Source organism: Singulisphaera chitinilytica (genome assembly GCF_049331405.1).
Classification (GTDB): Bacteria; Planctomycetota; Planctomycetia; order Isosphaerales; family Isosphaeraceae; genus PoT.
Genome location: NZ_CP186274.1, coordinates 2,949,009 through 2,962,687, shown reverse-complemented (window position 1 = coordinate 2,962,687; position 13,679 = coordinate 2,949,009). Strand labels below are relative to the sequence as shown.

19 protein-coding genes are annotated in these 13,679 nt (G+C 60.2%); 4 read left to right on the top strand and 15 right to left on the bottom strand.

Annotation, left to right across the window (positions count from 1 at the left end):
- Positions 1-19 precede the first annotated feature (19 nt).
- The 5 genes from ACOYYX_RS12015 to ACOYYX_RS11995 all read right to left on the bottom strand — a co-directional run bounded on the left by ACOYYX_RS12015 (position 20) and on the right by ACOYYX_RS11995 (position 3,566).
- Positions 20-463, bottom strand: coding sequence for a hypothetical protein (locus ACOYYX_RS12015; RefSeq protein WP_422930142.1), 444 nt, complete (start codon positions 461-463; stop codon positions 20-22).
- The gene (locus ACOYYX_RS12010) at positions 460-639 is read right to left on the bottom strand and encodes an HNH endonuclease (RefSeq protein WP_422930141.1); all 180 of its coding nucleotides are present in this window, start codon (positions 637-639) and stop codon (positions 460-462) included. Before ACOYYX_RS12010 ends, ACOYYX_RS12015 begins: the two co-directional genes overlap by 4 nt.
- A 428-nt stretch (positions 640-1,067) precedes the next feature.
- The gene (locus ACOYYX_RS12005; RefSeq protein WP_422930140.1) at positions 1,068-1,514 is read right to left on the bottom strand and encodes a phage tail fiber protein; all 447 of its coding nucleotides are present in this window, start codon (positions 1,512-1,514) and stop codon (positions 1,068-1,070) included.
- A 14-nt stretch (positions 1,515-1,528) separates the two neighbouring features.
- A complete protein-coding gene (locus tag ACOYYX_RS12000) occupies positions 1,529-3,043 on the bottom strand; it encodes a DUF3383 domain-containing protein (protein WP_422930139.1) in 1,515 nt (504 codons plus the stop codon).
- Between the two features lie 10 nt (positions 3,044-3,053).
- The gene (locus ACOYYX_RS11995; protein WP_422930138.1) at positions 3,054-3,566 is read right to left on the bottom strand and encodes a phage gateway protein; all 513 of its coding nucleotides are present in this window, start codon (positions 3,564-3,566) and stop codon (positions 3,054-3,056) included.
- An 85-nt stretch (positions 3,567-3,651) separates the two neighbouring features.
- Between ACOYYX_RS11995 and ACOYYX_RS11990 the strand changes: the two genes are divergently transcribed.
- Positions 3,652-3,879, top strand: a complete 228-nt coding sequence (locus tag ACOYYX_RS11990; protein WP_422930137.1) for a superinfection immunity protein — start codon at positions 3,652-3,654, stop codon at positions 3,877-3,879.
- Here the strand turns inward: ACOYYX_RS11990 and ACOYYX_RS11985 are convergent.
- From ACOYYX_RS11985 to ACOYYX_RS11950, 8 genes are all read right to left on the bottom strand, one after another.
- Complete coding sequence (locus ACOYYX_RS11985) at positions 3,876-4,247, bottom strand: phage collar protein (RefSeq protein ID WP_422930136.1); 372 nt, start codon at positions 4,245-4,247, stop codon at positions 3,876-3,878. The genes ACOYYX_RS11990 and ACOYYX_RS11985 overlap by 4 nt on opposite strands.
- Positions 4,244-4,792: a hypothetical protein gene (locus ACOYYX_RS11980; RefSeq protein WP_422930135.1), complete on the bottom strand. Its 549-nt coding sequence runs from the start codon at positions 4,790-4,792 to the stop codon at positions 4,244-4,246. Before ACOYYX_RS11980 ends, ACOYYX_RS11985 begins: the two co-directional genes overlap by 4 nt.
- Positions 4,793-4,884: 92 nt before the next feature.
- Positions 4,885-5,298 (bottom strand): hypothetical protein, encoded by a 414-nt coding sequence (locus ACOYYX_RS11975; RefSeq protein ID WP_422930134.1) that lies wholly within the window; start codon positions 5,296-5,298, stop codon positions 4,885-4,887.
- Positions 5,299-5,351: 53 nt separating this feature from the next.
- Positions 5,352-5,798, bottom strand: a complete 447-nt coding sequence (locus ACOYYX_RS11970) for a DUF4054 domain-containing protein (protein ID WP_422930133.1) — start codon at positions 5,796-5,798, stop codon at positions 5,352-5,354.
- Complete coding sequence (locus tag ACOYYX_RS11965) at positions 5,798-6,169, bottom strand: hypothetical protein (RefSeq protein ID WP_422930132.1); 372 nt, start codon at positions 6,167-6,169, stop codon at positions 5,798-5,800. Before ACOYYX_RS11965 ends, ACOYYX_RS11970 begins: the two co-directional genes overlap by 1 nt.
- A 42-nt stretch (positions 6,170-6,211) precedes the next feature.
- Positions 6,212-7,300 (bottom strand): major capsid family protein, encoded by a 1,089-nt coding sequence (locus tag ACOYYX_RS11960; RefSeq protein WP_422930131.1) that lies wholly within the window; start codon positions 7,298-7,300, stop codon positions 6,212-6,214.
- 26 nt (positions 7,301-7,326) lie between these two features.
- On the bottom strand, positions 7,327-8,124 hold the full coding sequence (locus tag ACOYYX_RS11955) for a hypothetical protein (protein WP_422931618.1): 798 nt from the start codon (positions 8,122-8,124) through the stop codon (positions 7,327-7,329).
- Positions 8,073-8,486: a hypothetical protein gene (locus ACOYYX_RS11950; RefSeq protein ID WP_422930130.1), complete on the bottom strand. Its 414-nt coding sequence runs from the start codon at positions 8,484-8,486 to the stop codon at positions 8,073-8,075. Before ACOYYX_RS11950 ends, ACOYYX_RS11955 begins: the two co-directional genes overlap by 52 nt.
- Before the next feature lie 249 nt (positions 8,487-8,735).
- Between ACOYYX_RS11950 and ACOYYX_RS11945 the strand changes: the two genes are divergently transcribed.
- On the top strand, positions 8,736-8,996 hold the full coding sequence (locus tag ACOYYX_RS11945) for a helix-turn-helix domain-containing protein (RefSeq protein WP_422930129.1): 261 nt from the start codon (positions 8,736-8,738) through the stop codon (positions 8,994-8,996).
- A 10-nt stretch (positions 8,997-9,006) separates the two neighbouring features.
- Here the strand turns inward: ACOYYX_RS11945 and ACOYYX_RS11940 are convergent, their stop codons facing one another.
- Positions 9,007-9,810: a hypothetical protein gene (locus ACOYYX_RS11940; RefSeq protein WP_422930128.1), complete on the bottom strand. Its 804-nt coding sequence runs from the start codon at positions 9,808-9,810 to the stop codon at positions 9,007-9,009.
- Positions 9,811-10,382: 572 nt separating this feature from the next.
- Here ACOYYX_RS11940 and ACOYYX_RS11935 point away from each other — a divergent pair.
- Together ACOYYX_RS11935 and ACOYYX_RS11930 are read left to right on the top strand one after the other, a co-directional pair.
- Complete coding sequence (locus ACOYYX_RS11935) at positions 10,383-11,489, top strand: hypothetical protein (RefSeq protein ID WP_422930127.1); 1,107 nt, start codon at positions 10,383-10,385, stop codon at positions 11,487-11,489.
- A 361-nt stretch (positions 11,490-11,850) separates the two neighbouring features.
- Positions 11,851-12,462: a hypothetical protein gene (locus ACOYYX_RS11930; RefSeq protein WP_422930126.1), complete on the top strand. Its 612-nt coding sequence runs from the start codon at positions 11,851-11,853 to the stop codon at positions 12,460-12,462.
- A gap of 180 nt (positions 12,463-12,642) precedes the next feature.
- Here the strand turns inward: ACOYYX_RS11930 and ACOYYX_RS11925 are convergent, their stop codons facing one another.
- The gene (locus ACOYYX_RS11925; RefSeq protein WP_422930125.1) at positions 12,643-13,431 is read right to left on the bottom strand and encodes a hypothetical protein; all 789 of its coding nucleotides are present in this window, start codon (positions 13,429-13,431) and stop codon (positions 12,643-12,645) included.
- Positions 13,432-13,679: the final 248 nt, after the last annotated feature.

The following is a 13,679-nucleotide window of genomic DNA, read 5'->3' as shown; positions in this document are numbered from 1 at the left end:
TCGAGCGAGTAGATGGTCTTCAGTTCGTGATAGGTTGCGAGCCTGCTGGCGACGACGCAGCCGACGAGGGGGTCGACATTTCGGAAATCTTCGCCAGCACCTGACGGACGACACTTTGCAAGCCATTTAAGAGCGTCCCGTCGCGAAAAAACGAGCAGTTGTACTCCATCATCGCCATCTCGACCTTGGCCAGCGTCTCGAAGTCGGGCACGTGGTTGTTGACCAGGGCCCGGGTGCTCAGGCGCAGCGGCGCGCCGTTATTGTCGACCGCCACGAAGGACATGAGCTTGAGCATCGTCTCCTCGCTCACGGCGTAGTCGCCGAGCTTGGGCAGCGCGCTCATCGGGTATTTGGCGACGATCTCGCGGCCGTCGACGGCGGGGAATTTCGAGAGGATGTAGGTGCGGGGGTTGCCGTCCTGGTCGGCGACCTCGAAGGTCTTGGGCTGGATCAGGTCCATCATAATCTTTCTGCTCGCAATTGCATGAATTCCTCCATGGTTTTTGTGTGTTTTTCAGTGTTACAAGTTTGGCAGAGAATCTGCAAATTGTCAGGCCAATTGCTCCCCCCCCTCTCGCTAGAGGTATGATGTGGTCTACATGAAACTATCCATGCAATTCGCAATCGCAGGCGACGCATCTGCCTCTCTGCCTGATGTACATCTCTCGAATGTCACTGGCAGTATGTCTTCCGGCTGCATTTTTCTTCCTGGCAACCCGATTCAGGCATGACGTACGGGAAATGGCGGCGTATTTTTCGGGATTCTTTTCTTGCCACTCCTTAATCTTCGCCCTTCGAACGAGCTTGTTCTTATAGTAATACTCGGATTTCTTTTTGTTGATAATTTCTCTGTTTTTCTGGCCGTATTCTCGCATCCTGGCCTTCACCCGCTCTGTATTACGGATGTAATGCGAGCGCAAACCTTCTCGGATTTTCTCGGAGTTAGCCCGCTTGTAATCACGCATATACAGTTTATTGCATGGAGAACAGCGTCCAGGCTTTTCAGTATAGCATTTACATGTACTACAATGAGGCATTCATTGAAAATAGTGCATTATATATAACAATCAAGAGCCTACTTTGTTTTGAAAGCTAAAGGAATAAATCTTGGTCTTCAGCCGGCCGCTGCTGGCGACGCTCTTGCCGAACATGGCGTCGGTCAGCCGCCCCTGGCTCACGGAGATCGCGCTGCCGTCGGGGTAGACGACGGTCATGTTGATGACGTCATTCGCCGACACCTTGCCCTGGCCGGCGCGGTTGGCCTCCGCCAGGATGCCGAGGTTGATGTCGTCGATCGAGCCGGGGATCACGGCGATGACCGCCGGGATCGGCATCGCTCGCGCCCAGGTGATCAGGTCGCCGTTGAGGCCCATGGCCTTGTCGGCGATCTGGATCGATGCCATGTCGAGCGGGTCGGAGTCGTCGGCGAATTGGGTGATCGGGAAGCCCGCCGGGAAGGTGTTCGATGCCGTGATCGTCGCGACCAGGCCGAAGCCGGAGATGTCTTGTGCCATGTTTTACGTCCTTGTTAGATGAGAATGTCGGAGCCTTCGACCTTGCGGATCACGTCGTCCTTGCTGTAGATGAGCGTGTACACGGCCTTCCACTGGGTCACGCCGCCCTCGACGTAGGGCTGGAGCGTGCAGCCGACCCAGTAGCCGATGGTCTGCACCTGCTGCCAGGCGTTGGGGTCGCCCGTCGCGTTGGTGATGTAGATCTTCTGCGTCGAGTTCAGCGGCTTGCCCACGGAGATGGTGCCGTTGAAGACGGCCTGGTCGATGACCGATTGCAGCGTCGCCTGGAGCTGGGCCAGGCCGGCGTTGTTGGCCGGGAGCTGGGAGAGCGAGAGCAGCAGGGTCATGATGGCGGCGCCGCACGCATCCTTGAGCCAGATCTCGTTGGCGTAGACGTTCTGGTCGGAGGGGTCGGTCGCCAGGCCGAACATGAGCCCGCGCTGGTAGAAGGCGAGGAACTGCCCGGCCGTCTGCGTCTGGCCGTAGTAGTTGATGCGCAACGCGTCGTAGGTGTCGGCGTCGGCGTCGGTGGCGACCGAGGGGGTCAGGGCGAACGACTGGAACATGTAGTTCTGGACGCTGTTCCTGGCCGTGTAGTCGGTGGCCGCCATGATCATCATCGGGCACATCTCGGGATACTCGTTCGACAGCGGGGCCAGGGTCATGGTCGACCCGCCGGTCTGGATCAGCGCGGCGGACCACGCCGAGGCGTTCGCCGCCGAGACGGCGATCGAGAACATGAACTGGATGTTCGGGTCCAGGCTGTCGTTCCAGCTCGCCGCCTCCTGGGCCTGGCTCAGGGTGAGGGCCAGGGCCGATGTATAGCAGAACGAGCCGAAGTTGTTGCTGACCTGGATCAGGGCGTCGAGGTTGTCGGAGACCGACTGCGCCGCAGTGCCGTTGGAGAGGATGGCGCCGTTCAGCCAGCCCAGCGGGCCGCCGAGGTCGTTGCTGACGCCGGCCGCCACGGCCACGGTGTCGGCACCGGTGGCCCCGGAGGCGAGATTGAAGCAGCCGCGGGTCGCGTCGTAGGTCACGGTGGCGGCGGTCCAGGCCGTGCCGCCGGCCGAGTAGGCGCGGACGGCAGTCTGCACGATGCCGGCCACGGCGGCGAGCGTGCCGGCCGCCGAGCAGTTGATGTTCGTGAGGGTGTTGGTGAAGCCGCCCAGGGTGAGCGTGAACCGGCCGGCGCTGATGGCGGTGAAGGTCGAGAGCGAGAAGGCCTGGGGCTTGCCGAAGATCTTCGAGCCGGCGGCGGAATTGTCGTTCCAGGACCAGAAGTTGAGCGTGCGGGGCGAGCGGATGTTCTTGCTGACCCAGCCGAAGTAGAAGACGGCGCGGGCGTATTCCTCCGAGGACGTGCCGAAATAGGTGCCGACGTCGGCGGCGGAGCTGAAGGTCAGGAATTGCCCGGAGGGGGCCAGCGGGTTGCCGGTGACGACGAGGCCCGAGAGCGATCGCGTCGACACATTATTGCCCGCGCCGACGCCGGACGTGATATCGACGTAACGACTCAATGCTATAGCCATTATTGAACTCCTATACGGTTAGAATTTGGTAGACCTTCTCGGCGATGACGGGCACCGCGGATGCGACGACCTGGTCGTGCGTGAGGGTGAAGTCGAGGCTGGGGGACGCCTCGTTCTGCATGCGGTCGTCGAGGAAATACGGGTTGCGCACCTCGGCGACGCGGAGGATGCCCACGCCCTGCGCCTCGAAGGCCGCGATGGTCGTGCTGCTCTGGAGGATGGAGGCGATCAGGTTGAGGATGTCGGACGCGGTGTACTGCGTCGGCGTCTTCGGGTCCTGCGTCGCCAGGGCGCTCATCTGGAAGGTCGTCTCGTATTTCTGCAATTCCGTGTGGAGCATGACGCCGTTTTCCTGATCCCAGACGTCGCTGCGCCGGGGCGAGCCGACGCGGCGGTCGCCGATCTTGTGCAGGTAGGCCGTGGGCTGCGTGTTGGCCCCCTGGAGCGTGGGCTGGAAGGCCTGCTTGATCGGCGTCCCCGGTATCCCGGCGACGGCCTCCCCGGCGATGACGGCGGAAATCACCAATGCAATCAATTGGTTATCTAACACTGGACATTACCGCATAATCTGATAATATTAAATCTCGTTAACGAAACGGGGTTGTGTCATGGAAAGCAAGGGATTCTTCGAAACATTGGCGGCGACGCCGCCGGAGGGCATCGTCTTCCTGCTGGTCATGCTCTGGGTGTACATGCTCCCCACGATCCTCGCCTTCTCGAACGGCAGCAGGACGCGCTGGGATATCGTGATGATCAATGTGGCCCTGGGCTGGTCGGGCCTCTTCTGGCTCCTCGCGCTGGTGTTCGCCATGGCGCGGGCGCGACCGGCCGACTAATCGACGGGCACTTCCACGCACAGCACGGCGTCCCAGCCGTCGATGCCGATCCATGGCGTCTTGGAGATGCACTCGTAGGTCCTGCCCTGGAAGACGATGCGGTCCCCCGCCACGTCGCGCGCGATGTCGGTGATGTCCTGCGACACGTAGACGTTGACGTAGTTGCGCTGGAAGTCGAGGCCGTATTCCTGATAGACCGAGCGCGGCACCGGCTGGATGCTGCCCAGCAGGGTCACGGGGACGGCGAAGACGGTGACGTCCTGGCCGATGTAGTTCGTCTCGCGGCCCCGGAAGGCGTGGTACTCGAAGGGCTGCTTGGCGATCAGCCTCGTGGCCATCGCCAATAAATTCGAACCCGGGACGCTCATACCTTCTCCGTGGTGTGAGTGAGCGTGGTCAGCATGAGCTTGGAATCGATGAGCGGCTTCGTGGGCGTCCCCGCCGCGAGGCGATATCCCGGCTGCTTGACCTTCGCCGCGACCTCGCCGACCAGCTTGCCGCCGACTTTGAGGTCCGGATTCTTGTGCTTCATGGCCCGCAGCTCCAGCGTGATCGGCGAGAGCGGCGGCGCGGTGATCTGATTGATCGTCTCCTTGACATCCTCCTGGGCGCGTTCGCCGAGGGCGTCCATGGCCTGCTCGGCCGAGATCGAGCCTTTCAGTACGGCCCTGGCGGCGTTGGCGGCATCCTGGGCCCAGGATGCCTTCTGGTCGGCGACGGTCGTGCGGAAGAAAGGGCGAGGAGGGATGGGGCCGTGGCCGAACTCCTGGATCGCGGCCACATACGCCACTTTCGTGCCGTCGGGATAAGTTGCGCCGGGGAACCAGCCGACTTTCGTCTCGACCCCGGCGAGTTCCTTCAGCCGATTCTCGAGCGTGGCGAATGCCCTGGAGTTGGAGCGCTCCATTTTCATATTATCTACAGTCCCGGCTCGATCGCCTCGCAATCGACGAGAGCAATTCAGATAACTTATTGTATCGCTTGTCGCAAAGCTGGCACATCGGCTCAATGCGAGGGATAGGCGAGGGGCTGGATTTGCCCATCACACTGCCCGTTTTTCGCCGGAACATCCGCCTGTAAATCATCAGATTTCTGTAGCGGATCGCAACCATTCAGTCGATCCAAATCGGATTGGCGCAATCCGTTATAGTCGGAGGTTTTGCAAAAGATAAAACTGGTGAATATTGGCGTCGGATCCCCGCCACAATGTTTGCAGCAAATTCCTTCCGGTGTCCCCATCACGTATGTCCTTCCCGGCTCGAAGATCAGGCCTTTCCGCCGCAAGTATTGAAAACCACCATCCGTCTCGCCCATGCCAGCACCGACAATCTGGACGTGCGTGGAGGTTTCGGCGGATAAATAGTATCCGCGCCACGGCAGGAATAATTCGCTTGGTTTCAATATTGGATCATATTTCATGTAAATCCCGATTATCACAAATCAAGACCTTCTGCCAGCATAAACAACGATCATCACCACCCATTCCCGAACCAGAATCCGGCCCGGCCCGGGACGGCGGTCGAAGCATAGAAGCCCCCGACGCTCGCCACCTGGAGCAAGGCCAATAGCTGCTGCCCGTAGGGCGTCGTCTGGAGCCAGTACTGCCATTGGTTCGGGGCCGGCGGCGGCTCCATCGTGACGCTGATCTTGTCGATGGTCGCCCCCACCATCACGCCGGGCGTCTGCCCGGTCGCGATCAGCCCTGCCAGGCAGAGAAGGTGGGCCGTCATCTGATTGAGCGCCAGCGTCTGCTGCGCCGGATTCATGCCGCCTATGTAGCAGCCGCCGTAGCGGTTGCTGACATAGGCGGTGGCCGTGTCCCAGTAGACCTGGATCATGGCCTGGGGGTAGGTGGTCGTATTCGCATACGCCGGGAACAGCGCCCGGAACTTGGCATCGTCGTATGCGATGCAGGGCATCAGCCCGCCTTCTTCTTGTTGACCATCGGCTTGATGGTCTCCCTGTCGCCGTCCTCCCTGAAGTCCTGCGGGACGATCGGGCAGGCGTCGGTCTTGCGGTCGTGCGTGACCATATCGGCCGCCGCGACCTCGGGGTCGACCTTGGCCTTCTTGACGGTGATGTAGCCGTTGGCCATGTGCTGCCTGAAGGAGAAGTCTTCCTTCAGCCAGTCCATGTCCTCGTCGGAGACGGCCGTGTGCACCCCGAGCGGGGTCCGGAGATACTTGTGGTTCATCCCGGACCCGCCCTTGATCACCACGCTCGCCTCGGCGACGTTGATGCCCTGCGGGCCGTGGTTGCTGTAGCGGACGTATTCGTTCGAATTCGACATGGTTGAATAGACGTGATGCATACTGATAACCTTTTGTTGTTTCTAGATCCCGCTATATCTCACGCAGGCCCACGGGCGCTTCACCATCACGCCCGCCGTGGCGTTCGAGTAGTCTTCCTCGTAGCCCTTGGTGAGCTGCTGCACGCCCAGGACCTGGAACTTGGCCGGGACGAGCTGCGCGAAGGTGCGGCCGTCGTCCGAGGACAGGTCCTTGACCGCGTCGGCGAAGAGGTAGAACACGTTCGAACCGCCGTTGGCGCCGTTGAGCTGCGGGGCGGAGACCACGCGGCATTTCGGGTAGGTCTGGGTCAGCCACGCGCGCACGCTCAGGCCGTAATCCGTGGTCACCGACAGGTACTGGTAGTCGGCGGTCGCGAGCGCCAGCGTCGTCGCCACGTCCTCGGGGTTGATCGTGTCCTGGGACTGGGTCTGGAGCTGGGCGAACGCCGTGATCAGGTCGGCCGTGATCTGCTGGAAGTTCTTGGTCGACCACAGGGTGGAGCTGCCGGTGCCGGTCGCCGCCACGTTCTTGTAGGCGGGCAGGCCCGGGTCGTTCAGGAACCCGTAAGTGAAGTTGTTGCCCGCGTTGTAGCCGTAGAAGCCCACGGCGTTGCGCTGCTGCTCGAGGACGAGGCCCGCCGACTCGCGCTTGCGGCCGGCGGTGTCGACCATGATGCGGGCCGAACGCTTGGCCTCCAGCACGTCGACGCGCATGCCCAGCTCGAAGCGGACCACGGTGCGCGGCACCCAGTTCTCGTTCCAGCTCGCCAGCGGGACCACCGTCTGGTCGCCGTAGGGGACGGCCGTGCCGGTGTTCTCGATGATGCCCTGGACGATCTCCTCGTCTTCCCAGCTGCCCGCGGTGTTGATGCCGACGATCTCGTCGATCTTGCGGGCCGCCGTCATGACCATGACGAAGCCGGGCAGGAACTGCTGGAGGAACTGGAGCTGCACGGGGATGCTGCCCTGGGTGACGCCGCCCTGGATCGAGTCCATGCCGAAGCCCTCGTCGACGATCTTGTCGAAGCCGCCCAGGCCGATACGGCGCAGGTCCTCGTAGTCCTCGACGTTCTTGAACGCGAACGGCCGGACGCTCTGGGCATCCAACGCGGTGTGAATGATGGTTTCCATGGTGTGTTACCTCTGATGTTGGATGGTTAGTTGGTGAGCTTGATCACGGCCAGGCCGCCGCCGGTATTGGCGGTGAAGCGGTCGACCACGCAATTCGGCACGAGCACGTTGGACGGGCCGGTCATCGCCTCGGGGCTGCCCGAGCTGGCGACCGTCTGGCCGCTGGTGTTCAGCGTGTAGGTGCCGGTGCCGCCGGTGCCGCTGCCGTAGGCGGTGATCACCGTGTTGGGGGCCACGCCCGCGCCGAAGACCTGCTGGCCGACGAGCACCTGGCCGGAGGTCAGGGTGCCGATCGTCAGCGTGTCCACGCCCGCCGAGGTGGTGATGTAGGCCGCCGAGGCCGCGAACGCCGGTGCCGGGCGATTGTCGGCCGTCATGGCCGTCGCCGAACCCACGGTCTGGCTCACGCTGATCGTGTAGGTGCCCGTGGTGCCGGTGCCGGTGCCCAGGGCGGTGATGCGCGTGCCGGGGGTGACGCCGGTGCCCGAGATGATCTGGCCCACGGAGAGCTTGCCCGCGGCGACCGCCGAGACCGTCAGCGTGGTGGTGCTGATGGTGCCGGTGAAGCTGGTGGTCGGCGTGATGCTGTTGAGGTTGCCGGTGAGCGGGTCGTAGGTCACCAGGTCGCCGACGCTCGCCGGGCCCGGGAGGTTGACCCAGAAGTAGCCCATCGTGGCGAGCTGGCCGATCGAGTAGTCGGGCAGGATCAGGGTCGGGGCCAGCGGGCCGTTCGCCCCGGTCGTGCCGTAGGATGCGTAATCCTTGGGATTGATCAGGATACCCGCGAAGATGCCGTTGCCGCCGACCTGGGCGGTGCCCGCCAGGGCGCTATTGCCCGTGGGGTCGGGGTTGCCGCCGGAGCTGACGGTGTAGGCGTGGCCACTGCGTGGGCGGCAACCTGGGCGGGAGCAACCTTAGCGGGCGTGGGGTTAACCTTCCCCTTCCGCTCGGCGATCACCTTCTCCAGTTCCGCCTTCGCCGCAACCTCGCCGGCGTGCTCGATGTACTCGTCTTCTATCCGGGGATGCTTCACCTCGAACACGTTCATCGCACGGAGCCGGGCGAGGGTGACCCGTCGGGCGTCGGCGGGGGGCAGGGAGTAAAGAACGTCGTGCGTGCTAGGCTCGGCGATCCGGCCGTTGGGGAGCCGGTGGCGGGCCGGGGCGTGGGCGGTTAAGATCGACATGGGGTGGGCCTCTATGACAGGCTTGCCTCTCGGCCCCGTGGGTGTGTCCAGCACTCGCGGGGCCATTTTGTTTCTGAGTGCCGTTCACTCAGGACAATGGAATAATACTCTATAGCCGTTGCTACGTCAATAGCTTGAATCAGAATTTCTTTCTGCTTGTCTATTTTCGTGGCTGTTGACAAAGCAGTATTTGCGGGATAGGCTTGGCCAGTGAGATGATTTCGACTTCATCGCCAGGGGGCGGACGAGATGGCAAGAAAAAAGGTGGCGGTGGACGAGCCGATAGGACCCCTATTAGCTCAAAATCTTTACAGGCTTGGATATGGCGATATTGTAATTCGAAGTGCCGATATTGCCAGGCTTGTGGCCCAAAAGACGGGCGAGAGCTTCTCGCGGCAGCGGGTCTCTTCGATCTTGAATGCGGTCCGGGTGGAACCGGAGACGATCGAGTTGCTTGCTTCGGCTTTGGGCGTCTCGCCGGACGAGCTCACCAAGAAGCAAGAAGGGTGACACAGGTCGATCAGGCTTTGAGCGATCCGTCCAGCTTTCGGAGTGCAACTTTGTATCGGAGCTCTCTGCCTTCACACATAGTGCGAATCAGCACACGCGCAGCAATGGCGGTCCGAGCGTCTTTGAACAAGATCGGTTCGCAGTGCTTTGACTCGGGATCGCAATGATTTGGCATCTCTAAATCGTCGAGCATTTCGCCTTTACTGTCGAGGAGTACCCATTTGCCGCGATAAGGGGCGATGCGGGAATCGCTGTCAATTTGAACGGGACCCTCGGCCCGCTCGGCCGCCAGAGCCAGCTTTCTCAAGGCTGGGGTTAGCAGGTAGGTTGGGTCGGGTTTGCCCGGCCAACCCCGCTTCTCCGCGGCGTGAACGTCGTCGCGAAAGAGCTCGAGCCAATCGTCCAACGAGCAATCGCACGCCCCGGCCCTAAGATCGCGTTCAATCAGTACGCGTAAAGGGGCCGCAAGTCGGCAGCTATCGCACTCCCTCTCAACTTCTTTCTCTGAGCATTCCACTATGAGGTCGTGATACAGATCCTTTATGGCGGTCACCGCTATCATCCCGCCGTGCTCTTCTACGAATTTCTGATATTCGTGGAATGGCAGACCCGAACCCCTAATATTCTCATCTGCGCACCTCTTCCTCTTCCGGGGGCTTGGTTGCCCCCGCCGCCTGAATAATTCGGCTTCAGCCTGCCTATATGTCTGGATCGACTCAGGGTTCCCCAGTTTGACGCCCTTGCGCCCATGGATGGTTCCGTACCACTGGTCGTCACCTTCACGCTGCCAGGGCCTTTTCACGGGGCGTCCCACGGCGCACCTCCGCCAAACGTCTCAGTAAAGCGCCCAGAATGACGGAGTAAGGCGGAAAGTCAAGTTCGAAATAAAATAGTTGAGATATCACGGTTTCATTTACGTGAAATCCGTGAAATTAAACAAGCGAATCTGCATACGTCGGGCGACTGTACATCCGTGTACGGAGCGGAGATCGGGGACCTTTGCCGCCCACCGGCCGCCGCGTTGCGGCATGCGTCGTCCGCCCCTCGACAACGCCCGTGGGGTGTAGGATAAGGCCACGTTGCCGCCCACGTGGGTGGCCCCGATTGATGGGCGACAGGGGCCGGGCGTTGTGACGTCAAACGTTCAAGGATCTCCGTTAATCCACCCGTGGGGCGATTCAAAGATCCGAGAGTTCCCAACTTGAAGTGGACGAAAATCCACCGCCAGGCTAACCTTGGCCGTGAATCGCCTCATGATGACGTCGTCAGGAAATCTGAAGGTTGCGAGTAATGTCGAAGTTGACGAACTGTCCGGATTGCGGGGGAGTCGTAAGTAAGCAGGCGAAGGCCTGCCCAAGATGCGGACGGCCGATACAACGAAGGTTGTTGGGTGGCCTCAAGAAAACGCTGGGGTGCGGGTGTCTCGTGTTGTTCATCGCCTGGATGGCCGCGACGGGAATCGCCGTGCTCATGAACGTCAGGCCGACCAGTAAGGTTAACAGTGTGGCCTTGCCCCCACCATCCCTGCCCGTGGTTGAGCCATCCTCAAACCTCGGCCCTTCTGACCTGAAGCCTGGTGACATCGTCGACATTTTGAAGCCGACGATGTTCTCTGAACGGGCTTTCGCCAACCCGGGTGTGAACTTACGAACCCTCAAGAATGGAGAGCAGAAGTTCGCGGGCGGCGTTGGTAACACCGGCCTGGTTGTTGGAGGCGACTCGGCGGCAGTCAAGATCCGGCTCCACAGTCGCGGCTGGGAGGGGCGAGAGGGGTGGATCCCCAGGGCCAGCGTCCGCAAGCAGCCGACTGAAGAGGAGTCGACGAAGGACGTCGAGCATGGCCTCACGCTGCTCAAGCGTCGAGAGATCTACGCCGAGCTCCATCGGGTGGGGTCAATTGCCAACCTTGAGGCCGATCGTCGCGTTCCGCAGCTTGAGCCTCCTTTCGATCAGCAGACATTGCTTGATCGCGAACGCCGCAGGCAGGAGTGCTACGAAGCATTCGAGAAGGAGCTCGACAGACAGGTAATGGATCGCTACGGGTTGAGCATCAATGTCGGCCGGCTGATCTACCACGAAGGCGAAGAGAACACTTGGCCCTGGCCCGAGGTCAGGAAGTCCGACCTCCCGCCCATCGACCAAGTGCAAGACCCGCGACGGAGTCAGGCTCCCGCACCGCAGCCAGTTCCGCACCCGCAGCCAGAGCCGGAAGCCGCACCATTCGGCGAGCCGATCCCTGAAGACGAGAACACCGAGCCTCAACCAAAGCGGAGGGCTCCTGAGCCCAAAAAGAAAAGGTCGAAGCCCCTCGCGGAGACTTCGACCATTCGTGAGGCTTCGAACGCATTCCGCGCGGCGAGGCTCATCGACTCGCAGGGAGAGGCTGCTAAGGCCGTCGAGGCGTATCGCAAGTTCCTTAAGGATTACCCCAACGCCGAAGCGGCTGGATACGTGAAGACCAGGCTCAAGGCACTGACGGGGTCGGATCAGTAGCCGCCAATAATTGAGGTCAATCTGCAGGCCGCCTATAGCCACCCCACATGTGGTAGGCCGTCCCCAGTCTCGACCATGGAACTTGGCCGGAAACCGTGGCGGGACTGATTCAGGCGTTGGGGAGTCCGGCGTCTATGCTCTATATTTGTGATCACATGTCAGATTGCCCGACCAGCCAAATGACCGCTGCGATCACGTAAACCTTGAGCATTGCGTGAGTCTTTCGTTGAATGGAGTTCATCGGTCGAACGGGGTAGGCTAACCAAGTAACCCCCGCTTGCGAAAGCGTGTTTGGCTTCCGGCGACTCAGGATACGGCCGATGGAGGCTGGGTCGGGTAACGCCCTCGGATAATCCACGCGATGAGACAGCCGCTCGGCTTGGGACGTACTCTTATGATTGACATTCGTCATTGGGTCGAAACCACCGCCTTTCATGAAGCAGGTCATGCTATGGCTGCGGCCCACTACGGCATTCCTTTTTCGAAAGTATGGATTCTTAAGCGGACGAACTTCGAGATTCGATGTGGCGAGATCCTCGGCCAATTAATCCGCATCAACGCGATCGACAAACCCAGTTTCTTCGGTAGGGTAGAGGACGCCAAAGCGGAGGCAGTCCTGTCGTTTTGTGGGCCCCTCGCCGAGTGTCGGCCTTATCCACCCGGCTGCCTGCATCCAGACTTTGGTAGCGCCAACCTAAACGATTGGCTCGACGCACGAAGTATCCTTCGTTTTGCAACGACTCCATGCTCGAAAGAGGGCCTAGAGCCCTTCAAAGAAGACGATTTGCAACAGACCAAGTCTCTAGTCGACGAGTTACTCAACGAATGCGGCAGTGAGGCAATGAGGCTTGTTAGTAAGAACTTGCCAGCCATCGAGAGGATCGCCAGAGGACTTCTCTCCCATTGGGAACTCATGCCTAGCGAGGTGCAATGGCTGTGCGGGTTGGATGGATCACCGCGTTGCGTCTTCTAACGCAAAAACAGGCCACCCACGGGCGTGGTGGGTCTGCAATCCAGGGGAGCAAGATTTGTCCTGGCATGATCCCCAAGAGTCCGGATTAGGGATGACATCCGGTTTCACGAGTCGGGCGGCCCGATCGCCGATCGGCTCTTTTGGCGTAGCAAAGCGCTGTTTGCTCAGCTCGGCGGCGTGCTAAGAAATTTCGGGCCATACCCCGCGGACGCTGCCTCTATGGCGTATCAATGATGCGAAGTCGGCACTTAACGGATTCGGCGTGACCGGATTTCCTGAAGCATCAAGGTAGAGACAGCCAAGCTCATCTTCCGGAAGTTGGGCGAACAATTCCTGGGCTTTCGCCTTGGCCTCTAGCCAATGAATCTTCATCTCCCTCAAGTCGACCTCTCTCGCGAGGTTTTCCGATAGGAGGTCGTCGGGTCGAAAATTTGAGTGCCGATTCATGAAATCCAGCATGAAATCCGGTGTAAATCCCGGATCTTTGCTGCAGGCAGCCCACACCACAGCGCCAACACTTAAATACTTCTCGTCGATCTGAAGAATATCAATAAAATCTCTGATTTCATGCCTGCCGACACATGCCAGGGCTTTATTGGTGGCCAAATCGGCTGGATGCAAGCAATAGCCGAAATCTTCATCTTTCTGAACGGGGAAGAATCTGAAAGCGGTGTCGTTGACCCAATCCAGGCGAATGCTATCCTCGCCTTTACTGATTTGAGCTCGATGAACCCCGTCGTGACGGATCTTCCACTCGACTGAGTAGCCTAAAAATTCCAGAAACTTCGCATCTTCCGAGGCGCATAATGACACAATTACTGACATATCATTAAATATGTCGAGATCGCTGGAGAAGCGCAGCCACCCTTCTCCGCGATTGATTGCGGCACCGCCGGCGATGTATGATTCGGGATTCCGGTTGGCAGCCAGTATGCGAGCAACCTCCCTTTGGAAGGGAGTTAGAGGCATCCGACAAGCCTGCTCGCATTGGAGTGAGATTCGTCGGCAGGGCAAGGCTCGACAGCTCGAGTCCGAAGCTTCTGCGACCAGTAAAAGCCTTCCTGGCCACCGTGAACCCGCAGGCCTTTGACAACGAACGGGATCATTTCCTCGGAGATGTTCAGGTTTCTTGGCGAATGCCAGAAACACTGCCCGTAGAACTCCTGGAAAAGACGATTGGCCAAAACTACTTGCTCGCTCCAAGCTTCAGGAGTCGC

Coding starts and splice junctions, on each gene's coding strand:
- ACOYYX_RS12015 (WP_422930142.1), bottom strand. CDS start 463: ATGATGGACCTGATCCAGCCCAAGACCTTCGAGGTCGCCGACCAGGAC.
- ACOYYX_RS12010 (WP_422930141.1), bottom strand. CDS start 639: ATGCGTCGCCTGCGATTGCGAATTGCATGGATAGTTTCATGTAGACCA.
- ACOYYX_RS12005 (WP_422930140.1), bottom strand. CDS start 1,514: ATGGCACAAGACATCTCCGGCTTCGGCCTGGTCGCGACGATCACGGCA.
- ACOYYX_RS12000 (WP_422930139.1), bottom strand. CDS start 3,043: ATGGCTATAGCATTGAGTCGTTACGTCGATATCACGTCCGGCGTCGGC.
- ACOYYX_RS11990 (WP_422930137.1), top strand. CDS start 3,652: ATGGAAAGCAAGGGATTCTTCGAAACATTGGCGGCGACGCCGCCGGAG.
- ACOYYX_RS11985 (WP_422930136.1), bottom strand. CDS start 4,247: ATGAGCGTCCCGGGTTCGAATTTATTGGCGATGGCCACGAGGCTGATC.
- ACOYYX_RS11980 (WP_422930135.1), bottom strand. CDS start 4,792: ATGAAAATGGAGCGCTCCAACTCCAGGGCATTCGCCACGCTCGAGAAT.
- ACOYYX_RS11975 (WP_422930134.1), bottom strand. CDS start 5,298: ATGAAATATGATCCAATATTGAAACCAAGCGAATTATTCCTGCCGTGG.
- ACOYYX_RS11970 (WP_422930133.1), bottom strand. CDS start 5,798: ATGCCCTGCATCGCATACGACGATGCCAAGTTCCGGGCGCTGTTCCCG.
- ACOYYX_RS11965 (WP_422930132.1), bottom strand. CDS start 6,169: ATGTCGAATTCGAACGAATACGTCCGCTACAGCAACCACGGCCCGCAG.
- ACOYYX_RS11960 (WP_422930131.1), bottom strand. CDS start 7,300: ATGGAAACCATCATTCACACCGCGTTGGATGCCCAGAGCGTCCGGCCG.
- ACOYYX_RS11950 (WP_422930130.1), bottom strand. CDS start 8,486: ATGTCGATCTTAACCGCCCACGCCCCGGCCCGCCACCGGCTCCCCAAC.
- ACOYYX_RS11945 (WP_422930129.1), top strand. CDS start 8,736: ATGGCAAGAAAAAAGGTGGCGGTGGACGAGCCGATAGGACCCCTATTA.
- ACOYYX_RS11930 (WP_422930126.1), top strand. CDS start 11,851: ATGAGACAGCCGCTCGGCTTGGGACGTACTCTTATGATTGACATTCGT.
- ACOYYX_RS11925 (WP_422930125.1), bottom strand. CDS start 13,431: ATGCCTCTAACTCCCTTCCAAAGGGAGGTTGCTCGCATACTGGCTGCC.